The organism is Hahella chejuensis KCTC 2396 (assembly GCF_000012985.1).
Lineage (GTDB): Bacteria > Pseudomonadota > Gammaproteobacteria > Pseudomonadales > Oleiphilaceae > Hahella > Hahella chejuensis.
Map to the genome: position 1 here is coordinate 2,262,501 of NC_007645.1, position 23,674 is coordinate 2,286,174.

The following is a 23,674-nucleotide window of genomic DNA, read 5'->3' on the forward strand; positions in this document are numbered from 1 at the left end:
GTTTGGGCTAGGGGGTCATCTCGACTTACCAACCCCATGCAAACTCCGAATACCGTAGAGTGATATCCGGGAGACACACGGCGGGTGCTAACGTCCGTCGTGAAGAGGGAAACAACCCAGACCGCCAGCTAAGGCCCCCAAGTCCATGTTAAGTGGGAAACGATGTGGGAAGGCAGAGACAGCTAGGAGGTTGGCTTAGAAGCAGCCACCCTTTAAAGAAAGCGTAATAGCTCACTAGTCGAGTCGGCCTGCGCGGAAGATGTAACGGGGCTCAAACATGGCGCCGAAGCTGCGGATTCATCCAATGGATGAGTGGTAGGGGAGCGTTCTGTAAGCTGATGAAGGTGTGTCGAGAGGCATGCTGGAGGTATCAGAAGTGCGAATGCTGACATGAGTAACGATAATGCGGGTGAAAAACCCGCACGCCGGAAGACCAAGGGTTCCTGCGCAACGCTAATCGGCGCAGGGTGAGTCGGCCCCTAAGGCGAGACCGAAAGGTGTAGTCGATGGGAAATCGGTTAAAATTCCGATACTTTGTATTGCTGCGATGGGGGGACGGAGAAGGCTAGGTCAGCCTGGGATTGGTAGTCCAGGTTTAAGCCTGTAGGCAGTGTGTTTAGGCAAATCCGGACACACAATGCTGAGGGGTAATGACGAGCTCTCTTTAAGAGAGTGAAGTGATTGATGCCCAGCTTCCAGGAAAAGCCTCTAAGCTTCAGGCAATACAAAACCGTACCCCAAACCGACACAGGTGGTCAGGTAGAGAATACCAAGGCGCTTGAGAGAACTCGGGTGAAGGAACTAGGCAAAATGGTGCCGTAACTTCGGGAGAAGGCACGCCGTCATGTACGTGAAAGCCTTGCGGCTGGAGCGGAAGGCGGTCGAAGATACCAGGCCCCTGCGACTGTTTATTAAAAACACAGCACTCTGCAAACACGAAAGTGGACGTATAGGGTGTGACGCCTGCCCGGTGCCGGAAGGTTAATTGATGGGGTTAGCGTAAGCGAAGCTCTTGATCGAAGCCCCGGTAAACGGCGGCCGTAACTATAACGGTCCTAAGGTAGCGAAATTCCTTGTCGGGTAAGTTCCGACCTGCACGAATGGCGTAACGATGGGGGCGCTGTCTCCACCCGAGACTCAGTGAAATTGAAATCGCTGTGAAGATGCAGTGTATCCGCGGCTAGACGGAAAGACCCCGTGAACCTTTACTATAGCTTCACAGTGGACTTTGAACCTGCTTGTGTAGGATAGGTGGGAGGCTTTGAAGCGAGGACGCCAGTTCTCGTGGAGCCATCCTTGAAATACCACCCTGGCATGTTTGAGGTTCTAACTCTGACTGGTAATCCTGGTCGAGGACACTGTGTGGTGGGTAGTTTGACTGGGGCGGTCTCCTCCAAAAGAGTAACGGAGGAGCACGAAGGTGCGCTAAGTACGGTCGGACATCGTACGGTTAGTGTAAAGGCAAAAGCGCGCTTAACTGCGAGACAAACACGTCGAGCAGGTACGAAAGTAGGTCTTAGTGATCCGGTGGTTCTGTATGGAAGGGCCATCGCTCAACGGATAAAAGGTACTCCGGGGATAACAGGCTGATACCGCCCAAGAGTTCACATCGACGGCGGTGTTTGGCACCTCGATGTCGGCTCATCACATCCTGGGGCTGAAGCCGGTCCCAAGGGTATGGCTGTTCGCCATTTAAAGTGGTACGCGAGCTGGGTTTAGAACGTCGTGAGACAGTTCGGTCCCTATCTGCCGTGGACGTTGGAGATTTGAGGAGAGTTGCTCCTAGTACGAGAGGACCGGAGTGAACGAACCGCTGGTGTTCGGGTTGTGATGCCAATCGCATTGCCCGGTAGCTACGTTCGGACGGGATAACCGCTGAAAGCATCTAAGCGGGAAGCCCCCTTCAAGATAAGATCTCCCTGAGGACTTGATCCTCCTAAAGGGCCCTTGTAGACCACGAGGTTGATAGGCTGGGTGTGTAAGCGCTGCGAGGCGTTGAGCTAACCAGTACTAATTGCCCGAGAGGCTTGACCATATAACACCGAAGTAATTTACCGGTATTGATTGAGTATAACTGCTTATCCAAGTTAAAGGTCTTCTGACCAAGCGCCAACTAGACAAGCTAGAACTAAGACAAAGCTTAACGGTTTTGCCTGATGATCATAGCGGACTGGAACCACCTGATCCCATTCCGAACTCAGAAGTGAAACAGTCCAGCGCCGATGGTAGTGTGGATTCCCATGCAAGAGTAGGTCGTCGTCAGGCTCTTAATACGAAGAACCCGTCCCCGTGACGGGTTTTTTTTATGTCAAAAGAACACCAGCTGTGCTGGATCATCTATCCCCATCCTCCTAAGACAACCTTCCTTCAACGCTCAGTGAAAGTCCCTCGAGCGCGATTCCAGCTCTTCGAGATGCGGCGTCAGGTCTGTCAAGCGATGGGCGAGGACGTGCGCTACCCTTCCTTCCTCGTCCTTATCTAACTCCCCGTATACCATTAGCAGCCGCGCTTTGACCAGAATATCCATTTGCGCTATCGCTGTTTTTTTCCAGACAAGGATATTGATTGAGCCGGTTTCATCTTCAAGCGTAACAAAGGTGACTCCTGTCGAGGTTTTGGGGCGTTGTCTGTTGATGACGACGCCTGCGACATAGGTTTTTAGGCCGGCCTTTTGTTTTAGTAGCTCCACTGCCGTTAAGCATTGAGGGGTGAGGTTAGCCTCTCGAAGATAGGCCAAGGGGTGATCATTTAGCACTACGCCCGTACTGGAATGATCTTCGTAAATATTGTCCAAACGGCTGGGAGGCTCGAAGTCTATGTTTATGTATTCACACTCGGAGAAGAGTTGATAATAATAAAGAAACCCTGAGCATTCCCAGCGCTGCTGGTATCTATTCTCGCCTAACGAAGCCAATGCGTTGGCTGAGGCAAGAGCTTCAAGGTCTTCTCTGTTTATTTTCGGTAAATGCATTACCTGAACAAGAGAGGTGAATCCTTCATCGGTTCTATGCTGAATAATAGAACAGGCAGCTTCTTCTGATAATCCTTTGACGAGTCTGAACCCTAGACGCAAAGCGCCTTCTTTTGTGTTGTCAGAGTGTGGTTCTAGACGATGCTCCCAGTAACTATTATTTATATCTACGGGTAAGACGATAACGCCATGTCGTTGAGCATCTTGGATTACTTGCCAGGGAGCATAAAAGCCCATTGGCTGACTGTTTAAGAGAGCGCAGCAAAAAGCAGAAGGGTAATAGTATTTTAGCCAGCCTGAGTGATAAGCCAGCAGCGCAAAACTGGCCGCGTGAGACTCTGGAAAACCGTATTCCCCAAAGCCTTCTATCTGGCGGCATAAGCGCTGAATATATTCTAGAGGTACACCCTTTTTCAGCAGATTGATTATCAGTTTATCCATCAACTTGCCCATATGTCCGCGGCGTTTCCAGCTGGCCATAGAGCGCCTTAGTTCTTCCGCTTCTTCTGAAGTGAAGCCTGCACCGACAATGGCTATGGCGATGACTTGTTCCTGAAAGATAGGAACGCCAAAAGTGCGCTTCAGTATAGGTTTGAGTTCAGGTAAAGGAACGTCGTCAGGATCTTCCAAGTTATGTCGCCTGCGTAGATAAGGGTGAACCATATCTCCATGGATCGGACCAGGCCTCACAATCGCAACCTGCACCACAAGGTCATAGTACTTTTCAGGTCTGAGGCGGGGAAGCATGTTCATTTGGGCGCGAGACTCCACCTGAAACAGCCCAACAGTGTCGGCCCGCTGCAGCATGTCATAAACTTGGGAGTCTTCTTCTTTGGGGATGCTTTCCAAAGAAAACGTCTTTCCCGTTATTTCACTGATATATGTTGTACACTTTTTCAGTGCTGTCAGCATGCCCAGCGCCAGTACATCGACTTTCATTAAGCCAAGAGACTCAAGGTCGTCTTTATCCCACTGTATAACTGTGCGGTCTTCCATTGCTGCATTTTCTATTGGGACCAGCTCGACCAAGGGGCCTGCGGATAAAACAAAGCCGCCTACATGTTGAGATAAATGTCTCGGAAAACCTAACAACTCGGGCAGTAACTCTTTAAAACAGGTCAGGATATGATTGTCCTGAGAAACCTGAGGGGTGATGACTTCGTCTATCCAATCTTGTCCACGATAACGCCATCCATAGTTAGCGATCACGCTTTCGAGCTGCAGTAAGTCCACTCCCAGTGCCTTTCCCAAATCCCTTATTGCGCTTTTGGGACGATAAGTGATTACAGTCGCAGCAATAGCGCAACGCTCACGGCCGTAACGTCGATAGAGATATTGGATAACTTCTTCTCTGCGCGCATTTTCGAAGTCCACATCAATATCAGGTGGTTCATCACGTCCCTTGGATATGAATCGCTCGAAGAGAAGGCTGGCTCTGGTCGGGTCTACAGCAGTTATACCAAGGCAGTAGCAAACTACGGAGTTTGCGGCTGAGCCTCTTCCCTGACAGAGGATCTGTGATTTTTTCGCGTAATCCACAATATCGAAAATAGTTAGGAAGTAATATTCATATTGCAACTCACTGATGATATTGAGTTCTTTCTCCAGCGTAGCTAAAACGTTTTCAGGTATGCCTTGCGGGTAACGGAGATGAGCCCCTTCATAAGTTAAGCGGCGCAGGTAAGCGCTGGGATCGTCTCCTTCTGGAACGACTTCTTTGGGGTACTGGTAACGAATTTCATTCAACTCAAAGGCGCACTTTGCTGCTATCCTCAGACTCTCTTGTATTGTGAAAGAGGGATAAATCTCGTGGATTTCATTTAAAGGACGTAAATAGTTCTCCGCGTTAGGGGCTAGGCGATCTTTTATGGAGTCCACAGATTGATTGAAGCGAATTGCTGTTAGTGCGTCGTGCAGCCGCTTTCGCTCGGGGGCATGCATCTTGACGCCATTGCTGCTCACAACAGGAAGGTTATAGGCGCTGGATAGTGTTTGTATAAGTTCGCGTTCTGAGTCGTCCTCTTCTGATAGGGATAGCTCTAATAGTAGCCATAGGCGGCCAGAGAATATTTTCGTTAACGCTGGAATAAACTCTTGATCACTCTGTTTGGGACGCCAGAGTAAGAGGCCTTGCTTGATGTTTTCATTAAGCGCGTCAGGTGAAAATTGATAGTCGCCTTTATCTGCTTTTCTCCTGCAGTCGGTAATAAAGCGGCAAAGCTCACCATAAGCTTTCTTATGAGGCGCCAATACGACAAAGCAATTACCTTCATAATGAAACTCGCTGCCAATGATTAGCTTAAACGCTGAAGCCTCGGGCGCTTCCTGTCTTAGTCGCCGTAACTCACGCCACGCTTTGACTGCGCCGGCCACGGAGCATTCGTCTGTGATCGCCAGGCCTTCGTAACCCTGCGCAATAGCTTGCCGCACTAGCTCTTCTGGATGAGACGCTCCTTTTAGAAATGAGTAGTTGCTTATGCAATGGAGCTCGACGAAAGACATAAAGTAACAGCTGAATCAGGAGAAAAATCCATGACGGAACCACTGTTTCTCGGGGGTATGGAAAATCCAGTGCAAATTGTTGGTCGGGGTGGCTGCAACATAGTAGTCCCGTTTTATGGCATCTTTATCCCACCAACCCGAATCTATGCGTAGAGGGCCATAGAGCAGCCTATAGAACTCAATATCGACAGGAGATGCCGAAGGCAGTAGCCAAAGCGGTTGTGGCGAGGCTTGGGAGAGTGGATATTTTACAAGCGCGGGCAGGGGCGTTTGTTGGGTTCTCAGTTCTGGTCTATGGTCTGTGGTTAGGTTAAGAAAGTGCACGCGATCGGAGCCTAGTCGTGCAGTCAATCGGTTGAGTAGGCGCGTTTTTTCCGCAGCGATATTCTCGTTGAAATGCGCGAACAAGTACTCTGATTGCTGCGGCGCGGCTTCAAAATGGGAGGCGAAAAGCTCAATCATTATAACCGGCGCGGTCAGCTCTATTCTTTCCAGGCTCTTATTCAGTATGTATAACCACGATTCGGGCCGGTTATCTCCCTGTGCGAGTCTGATGTTTTCCTGGGTCGGAGTTTGATGGCGATGAATAAGGCGAACTTCCAATGACTGACAGGTCAGGCAGCGTTCCTGTAAAAAAAGGCAGAACTCTTTAACGACTTTGGCCAAGTAAAAGAGTAAAGGCTGTAGGCTTTCAAATTCCTGCTCCAGATCCAGCCGCTTTTTGAAATGTCTTGGCGGAGAAAAAGGCGAAGGTCGCCAAGGTTTGCGGCCAAGCGCGTGATCGAGATACAAGGCGAGGTCCACATCGATTCGATACGCCAGATCGCAGCTTGGAAGTTTGGCGATATCATAGATGCTTTTTAGGCCCACCTTGCGCAGTTTATATTCAATCCGGCTCTCCAGATTCAAGCGATCTAATTTCAGGCGTTTAAGCGTTCGCCAAAAACTCTCAGCGTTAACGTCTCTTTCTATGCCGGAGCGTGCAAGGAGGTGTGCTGCTTTGGGATGAGGGGCTGTTGCGCTCAGTACTGTAATCTTAAAAGTTGAAAAAGCCTGTTGAATGGCCTGACGCAATTGTGAGGGATTGGTATACAGGCGTTTCATTGAGGCGACTTCCAAGTACAAACCATCAGGCTCGTCGAGGCTTATCCAAGATGAAAAGCGACTCGCGACCTGCGCTGTTCGATGGATTGCTTGAGTTTGCTTGTACGATTTAATGCGGAGAACCCGCAAGGCGGGGCATAGGCAGAATGCTGTGTTTAAGAGCATCCCAGAGTCCACGCCTGAGCGTGACGCACTTGTGTTTGCATCCACAATGACGGAACCTCCTTCTTGAATCAGGGCGATGGGAGTGGCTTCCCCGAAGTCAGGACTCCAAGTTTCTGCGTACAGATGTGGGAAGTAGAGATATAACCATCGCATAAGGGACGTGCCGCCTTTGAACTTACCTGACTATTTTCCTATGAGCGTCGCTTTCCGCCGCAGAGGGAAATGGGGGCCGAATTAAAAAAGAGAGCGGATGCGGCGGATTTATGGCTACTTTGGCTGCTGCCCACCCTCTGCGTTGTTTTTGGATCTCTACGCATAAGCCTCCTTGGGGGAGCATCTTTAAACAAGCTCTCAGTGAGCTGGGTGAGTTCGCGTACTGTCTATCCTGAAACAAGAAGCACGGCTTTTGCTGTTGGGTCGCAATAATCTGTAGCCGACGTACGTGTTCTGGCCGCATGCTTTCCGGCCACGCCAGGACCGCGGATGAGGATGAGCTTTTCAGGCTTTCTTCGATTGACCAGAGTAAATCCCTGCGAGACTGAGGCTGAATTATCAAGTTGTTGTAGAGACTCAAGCCGCCATTAATTAAAGCAGGAGCATATAGAGGGTAAGGCGGCGCCACCCACAGTATCCACTGGTCTTGATGGCTTAATGGAGCCAAAGCTGGAAATAAAAGGCTGACTTCTCCCATACCTAGAGACCTGTATTCTATTTCAGTTACGCCATCCGCTGGCCATCCACCATCCGCCAATGCCTGATTCAAAGAGGGAAAGCCGGTGTCCAGTCCTTTTATGGGGACTGAAGAGAAATGCTTTCCCCGCCATACTTGGCCGCGATTAATGGCTTGCTCTAGCACTGATTTGCTCATTGCCCGAATAGGATTTAGTTGAAATAAAAATACTGTATATAAAATCAGTATTTTTGTCAAAAATAGACAATTCCTACTCTTTTTTCGTTCACGGATATTCCGCTATGCTTCCAATCGGTCCTGCTGCAAGTAGGCGGTTGTAGGAAAAGCGAAACATGTAACGACGAGGAATTCATGGAAATAAGAGAGGCGTTAGAAGCGGATTTTGAGCAGATTTGGCGGATATTTCACTCTGTGGTTGTCGCGGGAGAAACTTATGCTTACGCCCCTGACACAAGTAAAGAAGAGGCCTATGAATTATGGTTGCGACAGCCGCAGAAAACCTATGTCGCGGTTGAAGGCGATACGGTCTTGGGAACTTATTACCTGAAGCAAAATCAATTGGGTTTGGGCTCTCATGTCAGCAACTGTGGCTACATGGTTGCGGAGTCTGCTCGCGGTAAAGGCGTGGCCGCAGCATTATGCGAACATTCGCAAGCCATGGCGAAGCGCTATGGATATAAAGCCATGCAGTATAACTTCGTGGTCTCCACCAATGAGGTAGCGGTTAATCTCTGGAAAAAGCTGGGGTACGAGATTGCTGGCCGTCTTCCGAAAGCATTTCGTCACTCCAAGCTCGGGCTGGTGGATGCTCTAGTGATGTATAAGTGGTTAGGAGATTAGCTGCTGTCCGAGGAAAGGCCACAGGTGTTGAGTCCTATGGCCTCACCGAGGTTATTGCTTGCTAAGCATTAGCTCAACGCTTTCGGACTGTGGAGTTTCCAAGACCCACTTTTGATTAGAGTTTTGAAATTTCTCAAGCGAGCGTAACTTTGTGCTGGAGACTTGGGACTTCCAGTGGGTGTCGATACTGTGAGCGTCGCCTTCTACAAGAATGGATAGCAAGCGACTTTCTGAACTTGTAAAGCGTTGTCCATACCAGTTTATGAAGTTGTCCCTGCTGATGCTTTCCACCGCATCGGCCATACGCTTGGAAGCGTCAAAGTGCAAACTACCGTTCTTGATTTCTTTCCAGTATCCGTAAGCTTTATTTTCCAGTTCTTTGTCTGCATTTAGCTCTGCAACCAGCGTATTTTTAAAGACGCTGAAATCTTTTTCCTGTATGTCCTTAAGTATATCGAAGAAGCCTTTTATAAAACTCAGCGTTTCCAGTTCCAGCTTGTCTGGGCCAGACACAGGTGATTGCATTTTAAATTTCATGCCGGGAATATGAAGATAGTTATTTGATGTTGCGTGAACGACGTATCCAAGCTGTTTTTCTGTTCGAAGCTCTTTAAAAAAGGACTCAGATAGCATTTTCTCTAATAATTTGAAATGGGCGCGTTCCTCGTAGCTTGCAGAGCTTCCTTGTACATAGACAAGTGAGACGGAGTCTGTAAATATGGACTCCTCGAATAACCGAGTGACGCCTTTTGGAATACGCGTCACGTATTCCTTTATTCTCGGTGTGCTTTTTTTATTGACGATTGCGTCGGCCACCATCTTATTCCATGCTTCTGCTTGCGCCTGCTCAATATTGCCGTAAGCTAGCGAAGTAACGTGCAAACTATTCTTAAAGTCCTCTAGAAGATTGATCATTCTCGAATAGGATGCGCCTTGCATGCCCTTTCCTAGATCAGAGCGGCTATAACTAGGGCTGTAGAGAATATTGTCTGCTGTTTCTTGCGCAACGGTTAATGGGTGGGTTTCCTCAGTATACTTATTTAAAAACTCCATCCATCCATATCTGTACCCTTCATAACGGCGTTCTTTAACCCTAAAAGTCTTTATTTCCTCCAAAATTTGCGAGAGCAGAAGCTCTATGCTTTCAGGATAGCCATGGAAGTGGAGGGCGATGCCATTTTTTTGTCGCTCAATATCTAAAGTGGTATTTACTTCTTCTGCAATAAGCATTTGATGCTCAAATTTCTTTCTCAGCAGGCTCCAAAAAAGCTGTGTAAGCGCTGCACTTCTCTGGTCTTTGTCCATTTCTGGGGAGCGCAATGATACAAAATAATAAGCCAACGGGCTGCCGGCCTCAGTATTCTTACCATACCAGGCCTTAATATTCTGGTGGGTGTTTAACAGCTCAGGAGTGGCGGCTATATCGCCGCCTGCGATTTGCACTTTTCCTTTAGGTAAAAACGGGTTTGCGGGTGGAAGAGCCATGTAATAGCTTTCCTTCGGTAAATAATGCTTTTGCTCTGAAGGAGAAAGCATGCTTACAGAATATGGTGTGCTGAACCATTTAGACTCTCTAGATAGAACGAAATCGGGATGAGTGACAATCGCCATCATATTATCAGGGCGAATGGCTTCAAGAATCTTCTGGTAGAGAGCGGGATTAAATTCTTCTGCGACATACCCTTTGGCCAGCGCGTAGCTTGGGCCATAAAGGTTCAAGTTATGAGCTGTATTAGCGATACTGAGGTCGTCAAAGTAACACCATTGTAGCCCTCTGGTCTTTTGAAACTCATTAAACCTCCACTCTTCTAGCGGTGCTTTTTTCAGGATGTCGACATAAGCCATTAAGCGTCTGATAACGTCCCAGTACTGCTCGCCGCCTTTATAGTGCAGGTTTACATATACTTCAATCCGTGAAGCGCCTGGATCGTCTGTATTGAACCTGACGCTTACCCCTTTAGCATAACTGTAGCCTCTCAGGTTGCTGGATAAAGTCTGGGGCACTTGCTGCTCAAGTAAATAGCGAATGAACTCTTCTGGCGCAGCTTTGTATTCTTCCCGAATATCAGAAATAGGGAAGTAAAGAATCATGTACCTTTCCAGGTCGTTGAATTTGGTTTTCACCAAAGAGGGGATTCTATTCAGCCTGAGAGGCTCTTGGTTTGCTCGGGGGGCCGCCTGACGTACAGGCAGTCGCTTAAACTTTTCTTTGACCAGTGACTCCAGAACTTCGTTGGATTGAGGGGCGCTAATGACCAGAGACATTTTTTCGGCGCTATAGTGTGTCGTCCACCAGGCTCTCACTCGATTGGCAAGCTCTTGATCGTTGAAGGCCTCAAAAGATTTTGCATTGCCCATTCCAAAACGCGTAATTGGGTGGTTAGTGGCGAATGCTTCAGAAGCGGCATCAGTCAAACGCCAATACACCATGTCCTTTCTATACTGGTACTCTGCTTGAATTGCGTTTCTTTCCCTTCCTACATATGTTGAGTCCAACCTGGGAGCGGACATTGCGTCGGCGAATAGGTCCAAAGCGCCTTCCAAGTGCTTGGGCTCGACATCAAAGTGGTAATTAGTGGCGTTGTAATCCGTGGTGGCGTTGGTTGAGCCGCCATGCTGCGCCAGATAGGTCTGTAAGCCGTCGGCATCAGGGTACTTCTCTGAGCCTAGAAAAAGCATATGCTCCAGAAAGTGAGCCATACCCAGTATGTCTTGAGGGTCTTGTTGAGTTCCGACAGAAGCCTCTAGGGCAATTCTGGCTTTGTTTAACGATGAGTCTGAAATTGTCAATACTTTCAACCCATTATCGAGCTGAAGGTAAGAATATTGCTTTGATTGTTCACAATCCTTGGGAAGCAATGGGTTAATTTCTTCAGCGTAAGCGTTAACAGATAAAGTCAAAGCGAAGGCTGCGTAAATGACGTGTGTAATACAGCGAAAAAACACTAAAAACTCCAATGATCAGACTAATCTGGTTGGGGGAATTACTATTTATCAGGGGGTATGGGGCTACTGCATTGATGGGAATGCTACGACAGGGATGATTCCGTTCGATGGAGCTCCAACATACTACTGGTTAAGCTAGCGCGATAGTTTATAAGCTTTCGCTCAAAATATTAACTAAATTTTAGAAACGAAGTGTAGACGCATAGTAACTTCAGCCTGCTGAGTAGAAATTACCATCGCCCAGCAATTTGAGCAGACGTAATAAAGGAGTTCCCATGCCAAGCCTTGGATTACAGACTGATTTGATGTTCAGCCGATACGCTGGTCGGGTGGAGGATGTTGGACGATATGTTGTGATTACTACGCCGCATAATCCCAATTACTACTTTGGTAATTATCTGCTGTTGAAGAAGCCGCCGCAGGCAGGGCAGTGGGGGGATCTGGAGTTGGATTTCGCCCGTTATGTTGGCGCGCCGCCGCGGATTAAGCATTTTGCGTTTCAGTGGCGCGTCAGCGGCGACGAGGACGGGGCTGATATGAACGGATTTATGCAGCGAGGTTATGAGTACATGGAATGTGCGGTCCTCACTGCGAAGCGATCAATGTTGTCAGAGCCGCAAAATATTAACGCTGATATTGATGTGCGGATGCTGCAATCAGAGCAGGATTGGGACGCCTGGTATGAGCTTGAGTTGCAGGAGAGGGATGTCGATCAGCCGGGGGAGGAGTATGTCGCCTTCCTAAACGGCGTTCGGGATATGTATCGCAGCATGATTGCTGCAGGAAGAGGAGATTGGTTCGGCGCGTTTCAGCAGGGAGAGTTAGTGGGCAGTGTCGGTCTTTTTTTTGATGAGCGTATTGGCCGGTTTCAGAATGTGTTGACCAAGTCTTCCCACCGAAGCCAGGGAATTTGCCACACGCTGGTGCATGCCGTGGCGAAAGCGGGTTTTGATCGGGCGGATACATTGGTCATGGTGGCGGACGAAAACTACCACGCAGCGCGTATCTACGAATCTTTGGGGTTTCAGCCCAGCGAACGTCAGGCGAGTCTATGTCGTCGTAATGACGGTGAAAGTAAATCGGGAGAGGATAGCGGAGTGGAGGCAAGCAAGCCGGAGTAATCTTCCGACTTGCTTGCAGATCAGGATCAGTTGCCGGTTTTCAGCTTCTGCCAGTAATCGTTATAAATTTCCATGGCTTCGCCTACGTCCTGCTGGAAGTCGCCTTTCTGGATAACTTCAGCGGGAGGGAAGATGGTTGGGTTGTTACGCAGTTTCTCATCCAGCAGGTCGAGTGCTGATTTGTTGGGAGTGGCGTAGCCGATAAACTCCACGCAACGCTTGGCGATTTCCGGCTGCAGCATGAAATCGATAAACTTGAGCGCATTTTCCTTGTTCTCAGCGCCAGCGGGAATGGCGAAGCTGTCTACCCAAAAGGCGGCGCCTTCTTTGGGATAGATATACTGGATGTCCGGGTTCTCCTGTTGCGCCTGAATCACTTCACCGTTCCAGATCATGCCCAGATTGACGTCGCCAGCCATATAGGGCTCGCGGGGGGCGTCAGAGTTATATACCAGTACGTTAGGCGTCAGGGTTTTCAGCAGCTCATAAGCCTGTTTGATTTCCGCTGGATCGGTAGAGTTGCCGGAGTGGCCGTTGATTTTCAGCGCCATGTGGAAGACTTCGCGGACGTCATCCGTCAGCAACAAGCTTCCTTTCCACTTGGGATTCCACAGGTCTTTCCAGGACGTAATGCTCTTTGGATCAATGGCTTCCGCGTTTATACCGATGCCGGTGCTGCCCCAGGTGTAAGGGATACTGTATTGGTTATCCGGGTCGTAAGGCTTGTTCAGCAAGTTCGGGTCTAAATGCTTGAAGTTGGAAAGCTTGGACTTATCGATGGGCGCCAGCAAACCTTCTTTGCGCATTTTTGAAATGTAGTAACCGGACGGCACTACAACATCGTAGCCTTTGCCCTGCGTCAGTTGGACTTTGGCGTACATGACCTCATTGCTTTCGTAAGTGGCGTATTCCACTTCGATGCCGGTCTTGGCGGTGAACTCGTCCAGTACGCCTTCCGGTATGTATTCGGTCCAGTTGTACACGACCACTTTCTCCGCCGCCCGGGCTGTACCGATTGCGGCGAACAGGAAGCCTGCCGCGAAGAGGAAGCCAGTTACAAAGGAGGTTTTTTTCATGCTTCGGTTTTCCTTTTCATAAGTAGCGTCACCACCGTGACAAGAGTTAAAGAAATGACTAACAATACTGTGGCCAATACGTTCACTTCGGGCGATATGCCCACCTTCACCATCGAGAACACCCGGATGGGCAGAATCTCAAAACCGGGCCCGGTTACGAACGAGCTGATGATGACATCGTCCAAAGACAGTGTGAAACTCAGCAGCCAGCCGGAAATAATCGCCGGCAGGATAATCGGTAAAATGATCAGACGAAAGATGCGGCTTTCACTGGCGCCCAAATCTTGCGCCGCTTCCAGCAGATTATCGTCAAACCCTTTCAATTGGGCGTAAACGGTTATCACCACGAAAGGCAGGCAAAACGTGATGTGTGCGATCAATAGGGACCAGAAACCCAACTGAATGCCCAGGGCGATAAAAATCACCAAAAAGGTGATCGCCAGCACGATATCCGGCGACATCATTACTACGAACAACAAGCTGCCGGCAGTCTTCTTGAGTGGAAATTTATAGCGATAGATCGCCAACGCCATCAGCGCTCCAATAACCGTCGCCGCGGTCGCCGACAGGCAGGCGATCAGTAAAGAATTGCCGAAGGCGTCCATCAACGCATCGTTATTCCACAGCTTTTCATACCAGCGCCAGGAGAAGCCTTTCCAGTCATAGCCGTACTTGGATTCATTGAACGAATTGACCACCAGCACCAGTATGGGCAGATACAGGTACAGGAAGATCAGTCCCAGAAAACCGGTTTTAAAGATTCTGGTCATCGAGGCCTCCCATGCGCTGTACTTTCTTGTTGGCGGCGTAATACAGCCACAGCATCAGCCCCATGATGACAATCAGCGTGACGCTGAAGGCGGAGCCGAACGGCCAGTCCCGCACCACCAGAAACTGATTCTTGATGATGTTGCCCAACAGCAGGTTCTTGGCGCCGCCCAGCAGATCCGCCACATAGAACATGCCCATGGCGGGCAGGAATACGATAAGACAGCCTGCAACCACGCCCGGCATGGTAAGCGGCAGCACGATATGATAGAAACGCTGCCAGAATCCGGCGCCCAGATCGTGGCCGGCTTCGATCAGATCCTTATCCAACTTGTCGAAACTGGAGATCAACGGCAGAGCCATAAAAGGCAGCAGGATGTACGTCAGGCCGAACACCACCGCAAACTCGGTATAAATCATCTGAATCGGCGCATCGATGACGCCAATGGCCTCCAGCACCCAGTTGAACAGGCCTTTGTTGCCAAGCAAAAGTTTGATGGCGTAAGTGCGGATCAGGCTGTTGGTCCAAAAGGGGATGATCATCAGGAACATCATGAACGCCCGCCAGGCTGGCGACATCTTGGCGACAATGTAGGCGAACGGGTAGCCGAGCAACAGACAGATCAGCGTCGCTTTGGCGGACAGCGCCAGACTCTGCCAGAAGACGTCGGCGTATAACGGCTCCCAAATGCGGGCGTAGGCGTCCAGCGTCACCGGCCAGACCGCCAGATGTTCCGCGTCAGGCGTCATCACGCTGGTCAGCACCACGAGAAAGTGGGGCGCCAGAACGAACAACGCCAGCCAGGCCAGCGTCAAAATAATAATGAAACGGCGAAAAGGCGATTGGCTCACGTCAGGACTCCGCTTTGATCACGTGTTCCCAGCCATGCACCCAGTCGACCCAGACTTTCTGGTTGATGCTGTAATCGAAATCGGGATCGTCCTCATCAAAGAACTCACTGGCCATGATGGTTTGTCCCGACTGTAACTGAATCTGCGAGTCCAGGGTCTGCCCGGTGTAGTTGCGCTCCAGCACCTGGCCGGAAAAGCCGGGACGATCAGGCGCATCCTCCAGGTATTCAATCCGCAGGTCTTCCGGACGCAGCAATACATGCACTTTGTCGCCAGCTTCGAAGCGGCGGTCGGCGTGAATTTCCCGCTTGAAGCCGTCCATTGCGGCGAGGTAGCGATAATCGCTCAGGCTCTCCACGATTTCCGCATTAAAGACGTTAATTTCCCCAATGAAACTGGCGACAAACAGATTATTCGGACACTCGTATATCTCACGAGGGGTTCCCACCTGTTGCGCCTGACCGTTGTGCATGACCAGCACGCGGTCGGACATGGACAGGGCTTCTTCTTGGTCGTGGGTGACGTAGATAAAGGTAATGCCCAGCTTGCGCTGCAGTTGTTTCAGCTCCATCTGCATCTGTTGACGCAGTTTATAGTCAAGGGCGCTGAGAGATTCGTCCAATAGCAGCACTTTGGGGCGATTCACTACGGCGCGGGCGATGGCGACGCGTTGCTTTTGGCCGCCTGACAGCTGATGAGGTTTGCGGGTGGCGAAATCTGAAAGGCGCACGGTGGCTAACGCTTCTTTTACGCGTTCTGCAATTTCCGGTTTGCTGACTTTGGCCATTTTCAGGCCGAAGGCCACATTGTCGAACACGGTCATGTGGGGGAACAGGGCGTAACTCTGAAACACCGTATTTACCGGTCGCTTTTCCGCGGACAGCTTGGAAACATCCTGCCCGTTCAGCATGATGCGCCCTTCATCCGCGCCCTCAAATCCGGCTATCAGGCGCAGCACGGTGGTTTTTCCGCAGCCTGACGGCCCCAAAATCGTAAAGAATTCCCCGTCTTCAATGCTCAAATTGAAGCCCGACAGCACTTCCTGCGTGTCAAAACGTTTGGTGATGTCGGCAAGCGTAAGAATGGGCGGTTTGCTCAATGTGTATGACCCTGACTCTGTGACTCCGCGAAAAAACGCGGGAAAAGTGACTTTTTTGGCAACGTTTAACGTATGACCCTCTCCAACCCCGCGATTAAAGTGGATTGCTTGGCGAACGTCAATTCCGGTCTAAGACTTAATGTCTATACTTTAGCCAGAAGTGACGAAATGACGCCTGTGAACAACGAAATTAGGAGGCTTTAATGAAGCGCCTTATTCTATGTGTTTTGACTGTCTTTATCGCTACTGTAGGTTTTGAAGTGGGCGCTGAAGGTAAGAATGTGCAACTGACCTCGCTGGACTGGCCGCCCTATACCTCGGAAAGTCTGCCCAACCAGGGCGCCAGCGCGGCGCTGGCGAAAGAGGCGTTCGCCGCCATGGGCTACACACTGGAAGTGAAATTTTACCCCTGGAAGCGCGCAGTGGCGCTGGCCAAGAACGACCCTGCCTATGACGGTTACTTCCCTGAATACTACGCCAAAGAACTGGAAGAAGACTTTATCCTGTCCGAACCGATGGGCTCAGGCCCTTTGGGGTTCGCACAACGTAAAGATCATCAAATTGACTGGTCGACGCTGCCGGACCTCGCCAAATATCGCATTGGCGTGGTCAGCGGTTACGTCAATACGGCCGAGTTCGATGATATGGTGGCCAACCAAAAACTGAACGCCAGTGAGGCGGGGGACGACGTGAAGAACCTGATGAAGCTGGTTTCTGATCGTATTGACCTGGCGGTCGTGGATAAAAATGTCATGAACTACCTGCTGTCCACCGAGGCGAGTCTGAAATCCGCCGCAGGGAAAATAGAGTTCAATCCCACCTTGCTGGAAGATAAGAAGCTTTATATCTGCTTTAAAAAAGGCCCCCGTGGGGAAGAGCTAGCCAAAGTATTCAGCGAGGGCCTGAAAAAGATCGACATTGATAAAATCATGCAGGGGTACTTTTAAGCCAGACTTTATATCTGGATAAGTCTCAGGAGAGGTTGGACGTCTCCTGAGGCCCCGCCGCCAGCTCCATGCCTGGAATGCGGCTCCAGTAGCCGTTGCTGTGGCGGAGCTGATATGGCAGGACCATGTCCTGTTTCTCTTTGAGCGCCAACGCCAGACTCTCTGCGACGCGCAGGGTATCCGGCGACTCGGGGCTCAGTCTGATCACCTTCACGCCCGCATGTTGCAGATCACGCCATTGATTCAGCAGGTGATAACACTTGCCGGACTGCGTCTGAATACCGTTGAGGTTGAACAAGGTTTCGCCTTCCTGGCTCCGTGTGGGAATACCTTGCGGGTATTTCTTGCATACGAAGCGGCAGTCGTCCTTGGGCAGGCCCTCTGATCTTGCTGTGAAGCAACGGGCGGAGAGCGCAAGAGGGAGATGGCCGTAGGCGAACAGTTCGGTTTCAATCGGTGCGGCAAGATTCTCCAGAATCCCTTCCAGCGCGTGACGGCTGATTTCCACCGGCGGCGTCCAGCGTTTGGCGCCTGCTTGTCGGATGATTTCCAGGGCCTGGGCGTTGTATATATTCAGGTAAGGACCGGCGATGAACGGCTTGCCTGCCTCCGACATCAGGTGCGCCGCCGCCATGTCGTTGGCTTCCACGCTCAGGCGCTCGTCTGCATTGGCCGCTTTGCAGATAGCGCGCAAGGCTTTTAATTCCGATTCAGCTTCTATCAACGCCAAGGTGGAAAGCGCCACTTCTTTGCCGGCGGCGAGCAGTTTTTCTGCGATATCCAGCCAGTCCCGCAGATTCATCTCTCGGCGTTTGGAGCAGACAGTTTCTCCCAAATAGATAATATCGACCGGCGCGGCGGCGACTTGGGAGTAGAATTGAACGACCATCTCTTTTGGCCAGAAATAAGGCAGGGGACCCAGAGAAATTTTCATAGTACTGCGCCTTCTAGTGGTGATGCGGGCATACGGGACCTGAGGTATGCGTCCGCTGATTTACTGCCAGGGACGCGAATAAGCGCCCAATGTAGTTTGCGCGCCTTCAGACAGCGCCTGTAGCGCCTCCTGCCAATCTTGCCGGCAACGGAACGCTGCAGGCTCGCGTTGGAAGCAATCCAGCGCCTGACGCCAAGTGGAGACGACTTGTGCGACGTAAGAAGGGCTGCGCTGTCGGCCTTCTATTTTCACCGCCTTCACGCCGGTCGCGGCGAGTTCTGGGATGAGGTCGAGCGTATTCAGGCTGGTCGGCTCTTCAAAAACATGAAAAGCATGGCCGCCGCCTGCGTTAAAGCGTCCTTTGCATAACGTGGGATAACCGGCGTTTTCGTCCGCTTCAAAACGATCAATGAGAGAACCGTTAAGGCGGGATTCCAGGCGTCCGTCTTTCTGCTCCCATTTCACGAACTTGGCGGGGGAGCAGGCGCCGCTGTTATTTGGGGACTCGCCAGTCATGTAGGACGACATGTAGCAGCGCCCCTCCGCCATGATGCACAGACTGCCGAAAGCGAAGACTTCCAGATCAACCGGGCTGTGCGACGCCACTTGGCGCACCTGTGGCAACGACAATACCCTGGGCAGGACTGCGCGCTTGATATTGAAACGGCTGTGGTAGAAGCGCAGCGCTTCATAGTTGGTGGCGGAGCCTTGTACGGAGAGATGCAGGTTAAGCAGGGGATACTGGCGGGAAGCGTAATCCATGACCCCGATATCCGCGGCGATCAGCGCGTCCGCCTGCAATCCGGCGACTTTATCCACCGCGTTGCGCCAGCGCTCCCAACCTTGTGATTGCGCATAGGTGTTGATGGCGACGAAGAGCTTTACGCCGCGGTCGCGCGCGTAAGCCAGCGCCTGTTGGGCTTTGGCGTCGTCGAAATTCAGCCCGGCGAAATGGCGGGCGTTCGTATCGTCTTTGAATCCAATGTAAACAGCGTCGGCGCCGTTATCCACGGCGGCGCGAAGAGCGGGAGGACTTCCCGCCGGACAAACCAGCTCCATTGCATGCTCCCAGGGCGGCAAATATGGGTAAGGTAGCAAATGCGCTGTGCAGGGGATTTGATGGAAATCAAGATGCTTCTGGTCATGAGCCTATTTAATAACGGCTATTTAACGCTGCGACAAGGGAGACCGAAGTTCATGTTGAAGAGCCCGCTGCAATTATCCAGAGAGCTTGCCGCTGCGCTGCCGCCGTTGACGGACGTGGTGCGGCGTCCGGGCCGTTATCTGCTGCAACCGCTGACGCGAACGCCGTTCGCATTACAGGCCGCACTGTTACGTAAACTGTTGAAAGACAGTTACGGCGAGGCGATCAGGGAAGGGGACTTTGACTCACTCGTCAACCGCTGGATAAAGATCACAGTGGTGGATCTGGACGCCAGTTGGAGCATCAGTCTCGGCGCCGATCGCTCTATCCGGGTGGCGCAGACGGAAACGGCGGATACGGAAATTCGCGGAGACTCCGCCGCTTTTGCACTGATCGCCGGGCGTAAAATGGACCCGGACACTTTATTTTTTCAGCGTCGTATCGTCATCCTCGGGGATACGGAGCTGGGGCATGAAATGAAAAATCTGCTGGATACCGGCGACCTTAACGATCTGCCTGCGCCAGCCCATCAACTGCTGGAGCTGGCGTCTTCCATCGCGGTGTATTGGGAAAACGCCAAGCGGGATATGCTGGCGGCGCTCAGCTATAAAATCCCTGTAACGCCGCCCTCTGCGTAAGGACAGTTTGGCGAATCGCCATCAGAAAAACGCCAGCCAGGCTCCGACGCCGATCATCAAGGTCCCGGCCATGCGGTTCAGTAAGCGGACGTTATCCCCTTGCAGCAGGAAATGACGCAGTGTGCGGCCGCCGCTGGCGTATAACACCAGGCAGAAAAACTCCACAATCAACAAGATTGACACCAAGGCCGCCAATTGCGGCGCCATTGGCGCGTCGGTGGAGATAAAGGGAGGCAACAGCGACACCATGAACGCCCAGCCCTTGGGGTTGGAAATCGCCGTCACAAAGCCCTGGGTAGCCAGCTCCGTAGGGCTGGCGACGCGGCTGTCCTCCATCTTCTCGGGAATGGCCATTTTGCCCCGGGACAGCCACATTTGTACGCCAAGATAGGCGAGGTAGGCACCGCCGACGTATTTCATGACGGCGAACACCTGCGGGTACTGCAACATCAAAGTGGCGACGCCTATGACGGAGGCGACGGAGACAATGCCGACGCCGACCAGCTCGCCCCACATCATCCAGAACGCGCGCTTCAATCCAATGCTCAATCCCATCGTCAACGCCAGCGTCATACACATGCCCGGGGTGGCGGACACAAACAGACAGGTGGAAAGAAATACCAGAAGCACGGAATAGTCGGTCATACAAAGTTCGTCCTGAAAGAGAGGGTCTAGCGGATGGCGTTAGGGGAATAAATCAGAAAAGCCATTATCAGGCAAGCCGGAGCCGCCTGATAATTGCTTTTTTCAATAGGGCTCCGGCGCTTGCGGGCGCCGGAGACAATGGCGGGAAGGTCAGGCGTGGGACAGTTCGCCGTCCACATCCTCCTGTTTCTCGATCTGACTGTGGTCCGCGCCCAGGATCATATACATGGTGGGCACCACGAACAGCGTGAAGAGGGTGCCGATGGACAGACCGGATGCGATGACCAGACCGATGTCGAAGCGACTGACGGCGCCGGCGCCGCTGGCGAACAGCAGAGGCGCCTCGCCCACCACCATCGCCGCGGTGGTCATCAGAATCGCCCGCAGACGAATGCCGGCGGCCTGTTCGATGGCTTCGCGCTTGCTCAGCCCCTGTTCCACCTGTAACTGGTTGGCGAACTCGACAATTAATATGCCGTGTTTGGTGATCAGACCAATCAGCGTCACTAGGCCAATCTGAGTGTAGATATTCACCGACGTCACGCCAAAGGCGATGGGAATCAGCGCTCCCAGCAGCGACATCGGCACGCTCACCAGAATGATGAACGGGTCGCGGAAGCTTTCGAATTGCGCCGCCAGCACCAGATAGATCATCAACAGGGCGAAGAAGAAGGTGAAGATCAGCGCGCTGCCTTCCTGCTTGTATTGACGGGACTGTCCGGCGTATTCATATCCATACCCCTGCGGGAAGATGGTCTGCGCCTTCTGCTCCAGGAAACTCAAGGCTTCGCCCAGACTGATTCCCGGCGTCATCACCCCTTCCACCACCATGGCGTTCAACTGTTGGAACTGACCGCGCTTATTGGGCTCCACGCCTTTGGACACTTCTGCGATGGTGGAGAGCGGAATCAATTCGCCTGAGGCGGTGCGCACGTAATAGTCGTCCAGTTGCTCCGCCGTGGCGCGGTATTCCCGCAGCACCTGTGGAATCACCTTGTAACTGCGCCCCTCCACACTGAAGCGGGTGGTGTAGCCGCCGCTCAACATGGTCGCTAATGCGGCGCCGATATCCTGCATGCTGATGCCCAGCTCCGCCGCCTTGCTGCGGTTGATGGAAATATGCGCGGTGGGCTTGTCGAACTTCAGGTCGGAATTAACGAACAGGAACTTGCCGCTCTTGCGCGCTTCGTCCAGCAGCTCCTGGCCTAACTCATACAGCACCTTGTAATCCTGCGCGGTGGTGATGACGAACTGCACGGGCAGGCCGCTGGAACCGGGCAGGGTGGGCAGGTTAAAGGAAACCGACTGATAACCGGCGATATCCCCCATGCGCTGCTGCATGATGGGAACCAGCTCCATCTGACTGCGCTCGCGTTCTCCCCAGGTCTTTAGAATCATCCCAGAGAACATGCTGTTGGCGGCGCCGTCTGCGCCTTGCACGATGAAATAGTCATTTCTTTCATCGAAGGTCTCTATGGTTTTGATGACCTCGTCCGTATAGGCGGCTACATAGTCATGGGTCGCGCTCACTGGCGCAGTGGACATGCTGAAGATGATGCCCTGGTCCTCGTCCCGGGCCAGCTCTTTGTTAGAGAGCTGATACAGAAAAAAGCAGCTCACCAGCATGGTTAGCACCATCACCAGCGTGACCGGGCGATAATTCAGCGCGTTATGCAGGCGACGCTGGTAGGCGCCTGTGAGCTTTTCAAACACCTCATCCAGCCAGATCGCCATCTTGCTGTTGGTTTCCGTCATCAGCTTGGAGCACATCATTGGCGACAGCGTCAACGCGATGACGCCAGAGATGATGACGGCGCCCGCCAGCGCGAAGGCGAACTCCTTGAACAGGCCCCCTGTCAGCCCGCCGAGGAAGCCAATCGGCGCGTACACCGCCGCCAGGGTCAGGGTCATGGATATGACTGGCGTGGCGATTTCCCGTGCTCCAATGATGGCTGCCTTGAACGGCGACAGGCCTTCATCGATATGTCGGTGAATGTTCTCCACCACCACGATGGCGTCGTCCACCACCAGACCGATAGCGAGCACCATGGCCAGCAGGGTCAACAGGTTGATGGAGTACCCCAGCGCCAGCATGAAAAAGCACACGCCTATCAGCGACAACGGGATGGTCACCACCGGAATCATCACGGCGCGGAAAGAGCCCAGGAACAAAAAGATGACGAATATAACGATGACCGTCGCTTCGCCAACTGTCTTGATAACCTCGTTGATGGAGTCGCGAATGAACTTGGTGGCGTCATAAGCCACTTTGACGTTCAGGGCGCTGGGCAACTGCTTTTCAAGCGCGGGCATCAGGTCGTAGATATTATCGATCACCTCCAGCGGGTTGGCGGCGGGCAGAGACGTGATGGCCATGAATACGGCGCGATTGCCGTTGAAGTACACCGCTGAGTCGTCGCTTTCCGCATCCAGCTCGATAGTGGCGACATCCTGCAGACGCACCAGGGTCGCGTCATCCCGTTTCACCACCAATTGCTGGAACTCCTGCACGCTGTGCAAGTCCGTATCGGCGGTGATGTTGGCGGTGATGTACTGTCCCTTGGTGGCTCCGGCTGCGGACAGAAAACTGTTGGAGCCGACGGCGCGGGCCACGTCCTGAGGCGTCAGGTCGAAGGCCGCCAGCTTCTGCGGATTCAACCAGACGCGCATGGCGAAGGTCTTACCGCCAAGAATTTCCGCTTTGGCCACGCCATCCGCGGTTTCCAGCTGGGGTTGCACGACGCGTTTCAGATAGTCGGTGATCTGCGCTTCACTCATGTCCCGGCTGAAAAAGCTGACGTACATGAGCGCGGTGGAGCCAGTCGTGGACTTCTGGATCACCGGCTCTTCCGCATCCGACGGCAACTGACGACGGGCCTCCGCCACCTTGGACAGAATCTCCGTCATCGCGGTGCTGGAATCAAAGCCCAGCTTCAGATGCACTTCCACCAGACTGGAGCCTTGATTGCTGGAAGAGGTCAGATAGTCGATCCCCTCGGCGCTCGCTACAGCCTGTTGTATGGGCGAAGTGATGAACCCCGACACCAACTCAGAGCTGGCGCCAGGGTAGGCGGTGGAAATATTGATGACCGCATTTTCCAGTTGTGGGTATTGCCTCACCTGCAGCGTTTTCAGGGCGTTGAGGCCCAACAGCAGGATGATCAGGCTGACGACGGACGCCAGCACCGGACGGCGTATGAATATATCGGTAAAACGCATAGGCTTCTCCTT

The 23,674-nt window shown here is 52.1% G+C and carries 16 protein-coding genes and 2 rRNA genes (1 of these 18 running past the window's edge); 6 read left to right on the forward strand and 12 right to left on the reverse strand.

All coding sequences use genetic code 11. The features are described from left to right. Together HCH_RS10020 and rrf are read left to right on the forward strand one after the other, a co-directional pair. Window positions 1-2,035: ribosomal RNA gene (locus HCH_RS10020) — 23S ribosomal RNA — on the forward strand (it extends 856 nt beyond the left edge of the window). Between the two features lie 117 nt (window positions 2,036-2,152). Beyond that, window positions 2,153-2,265: ribosomal RNA gene (gene rrf / locus HCH_RS10025) — 5S ribosomal RNA — on the forward strand. A gap of 109 nt (window positions 2,266-2,374) precedes the next feature. On the opposite strand, the gene HCH_RS10030 is transcribed toward rrf, so the two are convergent. Genes HCH_RS10030 through imuA form a run of 3 tightly spaced genes read right to left on the reverse strand, consistent with a single transcriptional unit; the run spans window position 2,375 to window position 7,610 of the window. Then, window positions 2,375-5,473 (reverse strand): error-prone DNA polymerase, encoded by a 3,099-nt coding sequence (locus tag HCH_RS10030; RefSeq protein ID WP_011396097.1) that lies wholly within the window; start codon window positions 5,471-5,473, stop codon window positions 2,375-2,377. Window positions 5,474-5,488: 15 nt separating this feature from the next. Beyond that, on the reverse strand, window positions 5,489-6,895 hold the full coding sequence (locus HCH_RS10035) for a Y-family DNA polymerase (RefSeq protein ID WP_041598556.1): 1,407 nt from the start codon (window positions 6,893-6,895) through the stop codon (window positions 5,489-5,491). A gap of 22 nt (window positions 6,896-6,917) precedes the next feature. After that, window positions 6,918-7,610: a translesion DNA synthesis-associated protein ImuA gene (imuA, locus tag HCH_RS35170; RefSeq protein ID WP_420794875.1), complete on the reverse strand. Its 693-nt coding sequence runs from the start codon at window positions 7,608-7,610 to the stop codon at window positions 6,918-6,920. Window positions 7,611-7,784: 174 nt separating this feature from the next. Between imuA and HCH_RS10045 the strand changes: the two genes are divergently transcribed. After that, entirely contained in the window at window positions 7,785-8,273 is a 489-nt protein-coding gene (locus tag HCH_RS10045) for a GNAT family N-acetyltransferase (RefSeq protein ID WP_011396100.1), read from the forward strand. A gap of 51 nt (window positions 8,274-8,324) precedes the next feature. On the opposite strand, the gene HCH_RS10050 is transcribed toward HCH_RS10045, so the two are convergent. After that, window positions 8,325-11,219: an insulinase family protein gene (locus HCH_RS10050; RefSeq protein WP_011396101.1), complete on the reverse strand. Its 2,895-nt coding sequence runs from the start codon at window positions 11,217-11,219 to the stop codon at window positions 8,325-8,327. 275 nt (window positions 11,220-11,494) lie between these two features. On the opposite strand from HCH_RS10050, the gene HCH_RS10055 reads away from it, so the two are divergent. Then, window positions 11,495-12,340, forward strand: coding sequence for a GNAT family N-acetyltransferase (locus HCH_RS10055; RefSeq protein ID WP_011396102.1), 846 nt, complete (start codon window positions 11,495-11,497; stop codon window positions 12,338-12,340). A gap of 26 nt (window positions 12,341-12,366) precedes the next feature. Here HCH_RS10055 and HCH_RS10060 read toward each other — a convergent pair whose 3' ends face one another. Genes HCH_RS10060 through potA form a run of 4 tightly spaced genes read right to left on the reverse strand, consistent with a single transcriptional unit; the run spans window position 12,367 to window position 16,135 of the window. Continuing rightward, window positions 12,367-13,416, reverse strand: a complete 1,050-nt coding sequence (locus HCH_RS10060) for an extracellular solute-binding protein (RefSeq protein ID WP_011396103.1) — start codon at window positions 13,414-13,416, stop codon at window positions 12,367-12,369. Next, window positions 13,413-14,186, reverse strand: a complete 774-nt coding sequence (potC, locus tag HCH_RS10065; RefSeq protein ID WP_011396104.1) for a spermidine/putrescine ABC transporter permease PotC — start codon at window positions 14,184-14,186, stop codon at window positions 13,413-13,415. Before potC ends, HCH_RS10060 begins: the two co-directional genes overlap by 4 nt. Then, complete coding sequence (gene potB, locus HCH_RS10070) at window positions 14,170-15,036, reverse strand: spermidine/putrescine ABC transporter permease PotB (RefSeq protein WP_011396105.1); 867 nt, start codon at window positions 15,034-15,036, stop codon at window positions 14,170-14,172. The genes potC and potB overlap by 17 nt, the downstream gene beginning before the upstream one ends. A gap of 1 nt (window position 15,037) precedes the next feature. Then, on the reverse strand, window positions 15,038-16,135 hold the full coding sequence (potA, locus tag HCH_RS10075) for a spermidine/putrescine ABC transporter ATP-binding protein PotA (RefSeq protein ID WP_011396106.1): 1,098 nt from the start codon (window positions 16,133-16,135) through the stop codon (window positions 15,038-15,040). Between the two features lie 203 nt (window positions 16,136-16,338). On the opposite strand from potA, the gene HCH_RS10080 reads away from it, so the two are divergent. Then, window positions 16,339-17,082, forward strand: coding sequence for a substrate-binding periplasmic protein (locus HCH_RS10080; RefSeq protein ID WP_011396107.1), 744 nt, complete (start codon window positions 16,339-16,341; stop codon window positions 17,080-17,082). 25 nt (window positions 17,083-17,107) lie between these two features. Here the strand turns inward: HCH_RS10080 and HCH_RS10085 are convergent, their stop codons facing one another. Beyond that, the gene (locus HCH_RS10085; protein ID WP_011396108.1) at window positions 17,108-18,016 is read right to left on the reverse strand and encodes a U32 family peptidase; all 909 of its coding nucleotides are present in this window, start codon (window positions 18,014-18,016) and stop codon (window positions 17,108-17,110) included. 60 nt (window positions 18,017-18,076) lie between these two features. Beyond that, window positions 18,077-19,075 carry a ubiquinone anaerobic biosynthesis protein UbiU gene (gene ubiU, locus HCH_RS10090; protein ID WP_011396109.1) on the reverse strand — a complete coding sequence of 333 codons (999 nt, stop codon included), beginning with the start codon at window positions 19,073-19,075 and terminating at the stop codon, window positions 18,077-18,079. Between the two features lie 60 nt (window positions 19,076-19,135). Between ubiU and ubiT the strand changes: the two genes are divergently transcribed. Then, window positions 19,136-19,798, forward strand: coding sequence for a ubiquinone anaerobic biosynthesis accessory factor UbiT (ubiT, locus tag HCH_RS10095; RefSeq protein ID WP_049780900.1), 663 nt, complete (start codon window positions 19,136-19,138; stop codon window positions 19,796-19,798). 21 nt (window positions 19,799-19,819) lie between these two features. On the opposite strand, the gene HCH_RS10100 is transcribed toward ubiT, so the two are convergent. Both HCH_RS10100 and HCH_RS10105 read right to left on the reverse strand, forming a co-directional pair. Further along, complete coding sequence (locus HCH_RS10100) at window positions 19,820-20,443, reverse strand: LysE family translocator (RefSeq protein ID WP_011396111.1); 624 nt, start codon at window positions 20,441-20,443, stop codon at window positions 19,820-19,822. Between the two features lie 150 nt (window positions 20,444-20,593). After that, window positions 20,594-23,662 carry an efflux RND transporter permease subunit gene (locus HCH_RS10105; protein WP_011396113.1) on the reverse strand — a complete coding sequence of 1,023 codons (3,069 nt, stop codon included), beginning with the start codon at window positions 23,660-23,662 and terminating at the stop codon, window positions 20,594-20,596. Window positions 23,663-23,674: the final 12 nt, after the last annotated feature.

Coding starts and splice junctions, on each gene's coding strand:
- ubiT (WP_049780900.1), top strand. CDS start 19,136: ATGGAAATCAAGATGCTTCTGGTCATGAGCCTATTTAATAACGGCTAT.
- HCH_RS10105 (WP_011396113.1), bottom strand. CDS start 23,662: ATGCGTTTTACCGATATATTCATACGCCGTCCGGTGCTGGCGTCCGTC.
- HCH_RS10045 (WP_011396100.1), top strand. CDS start 7,785: ATGGAAATAAGAGAGGCGTTAGAAGCGGATTTTGAGCAGATTTGGCGG.
- ubiU (WP_011396109.1), bottom strand. CDS start 19,075: ATGGAGCTGGTTTGTCCGGCGGGAAGTCCTCCCGCTCTTCGCGCCGCC.
- HCH_RS10060 (WP_011396103.1), bottom strand. CDS start 13,416: ATGAAAAAAACCTCCTTTGTAACTGGCTTCCTCTTCGCGGCAGGCTTC.
- imuA (WP_420794875.1), bottom strand. CDS start 7,610: ATGAGCAAATCAGTGCTAGAGCAAGCCATTAATCGCGGCCAAGTATGG.
- HCH_RS10085 (WP_011396108.1), bottom strand. CDS start 18,016: ATGAAAATTTCTCTGGGTCCCCTGCCTTATTTCTGGCCAAAAGAGATG.
- HCH_RS10030 (WP_011396097.1), bottom strand. CDS start 5,473: ATGTCTTTCGTCGAGCTCCATTGCATAAGCAACTACTCATTTCTAAAA.
- HCH_RS10055 (WP_011396102.1), top strand. CDS start 11,495: ATGCCAAGCCTTGGATTACAGACTGATTTGATGTTCAGCCGATACGCT.
- HCH_RS10100 (WP_011396111.1), bottom strand. CDS start 20,443: ATGACCGACTATTCCGTGCTTCTGGTATTTCTTTCCACCTGTCTGTTT.
- potC (WP_011396104.1), bottom strand. CDS start 14,186: ATGACCAGAATCTTTAAAACCGGTTTTCTGGGACTGATCTTCCTGTAC.
- HCH_RS10035 (WP_041598556.1), bottom strand. CDS start 6,895: ATGCGATGGTTATATCTCTACTTCCCACATCTGTACGCAGAAACTTGG.
- HCH_RS10080 (WP_011396107.1), top strand. CDS start 16,339: ATGAAGCGCCTTATTCTATGTGTTTTGACTGTCTTTATCGCTACTGTA.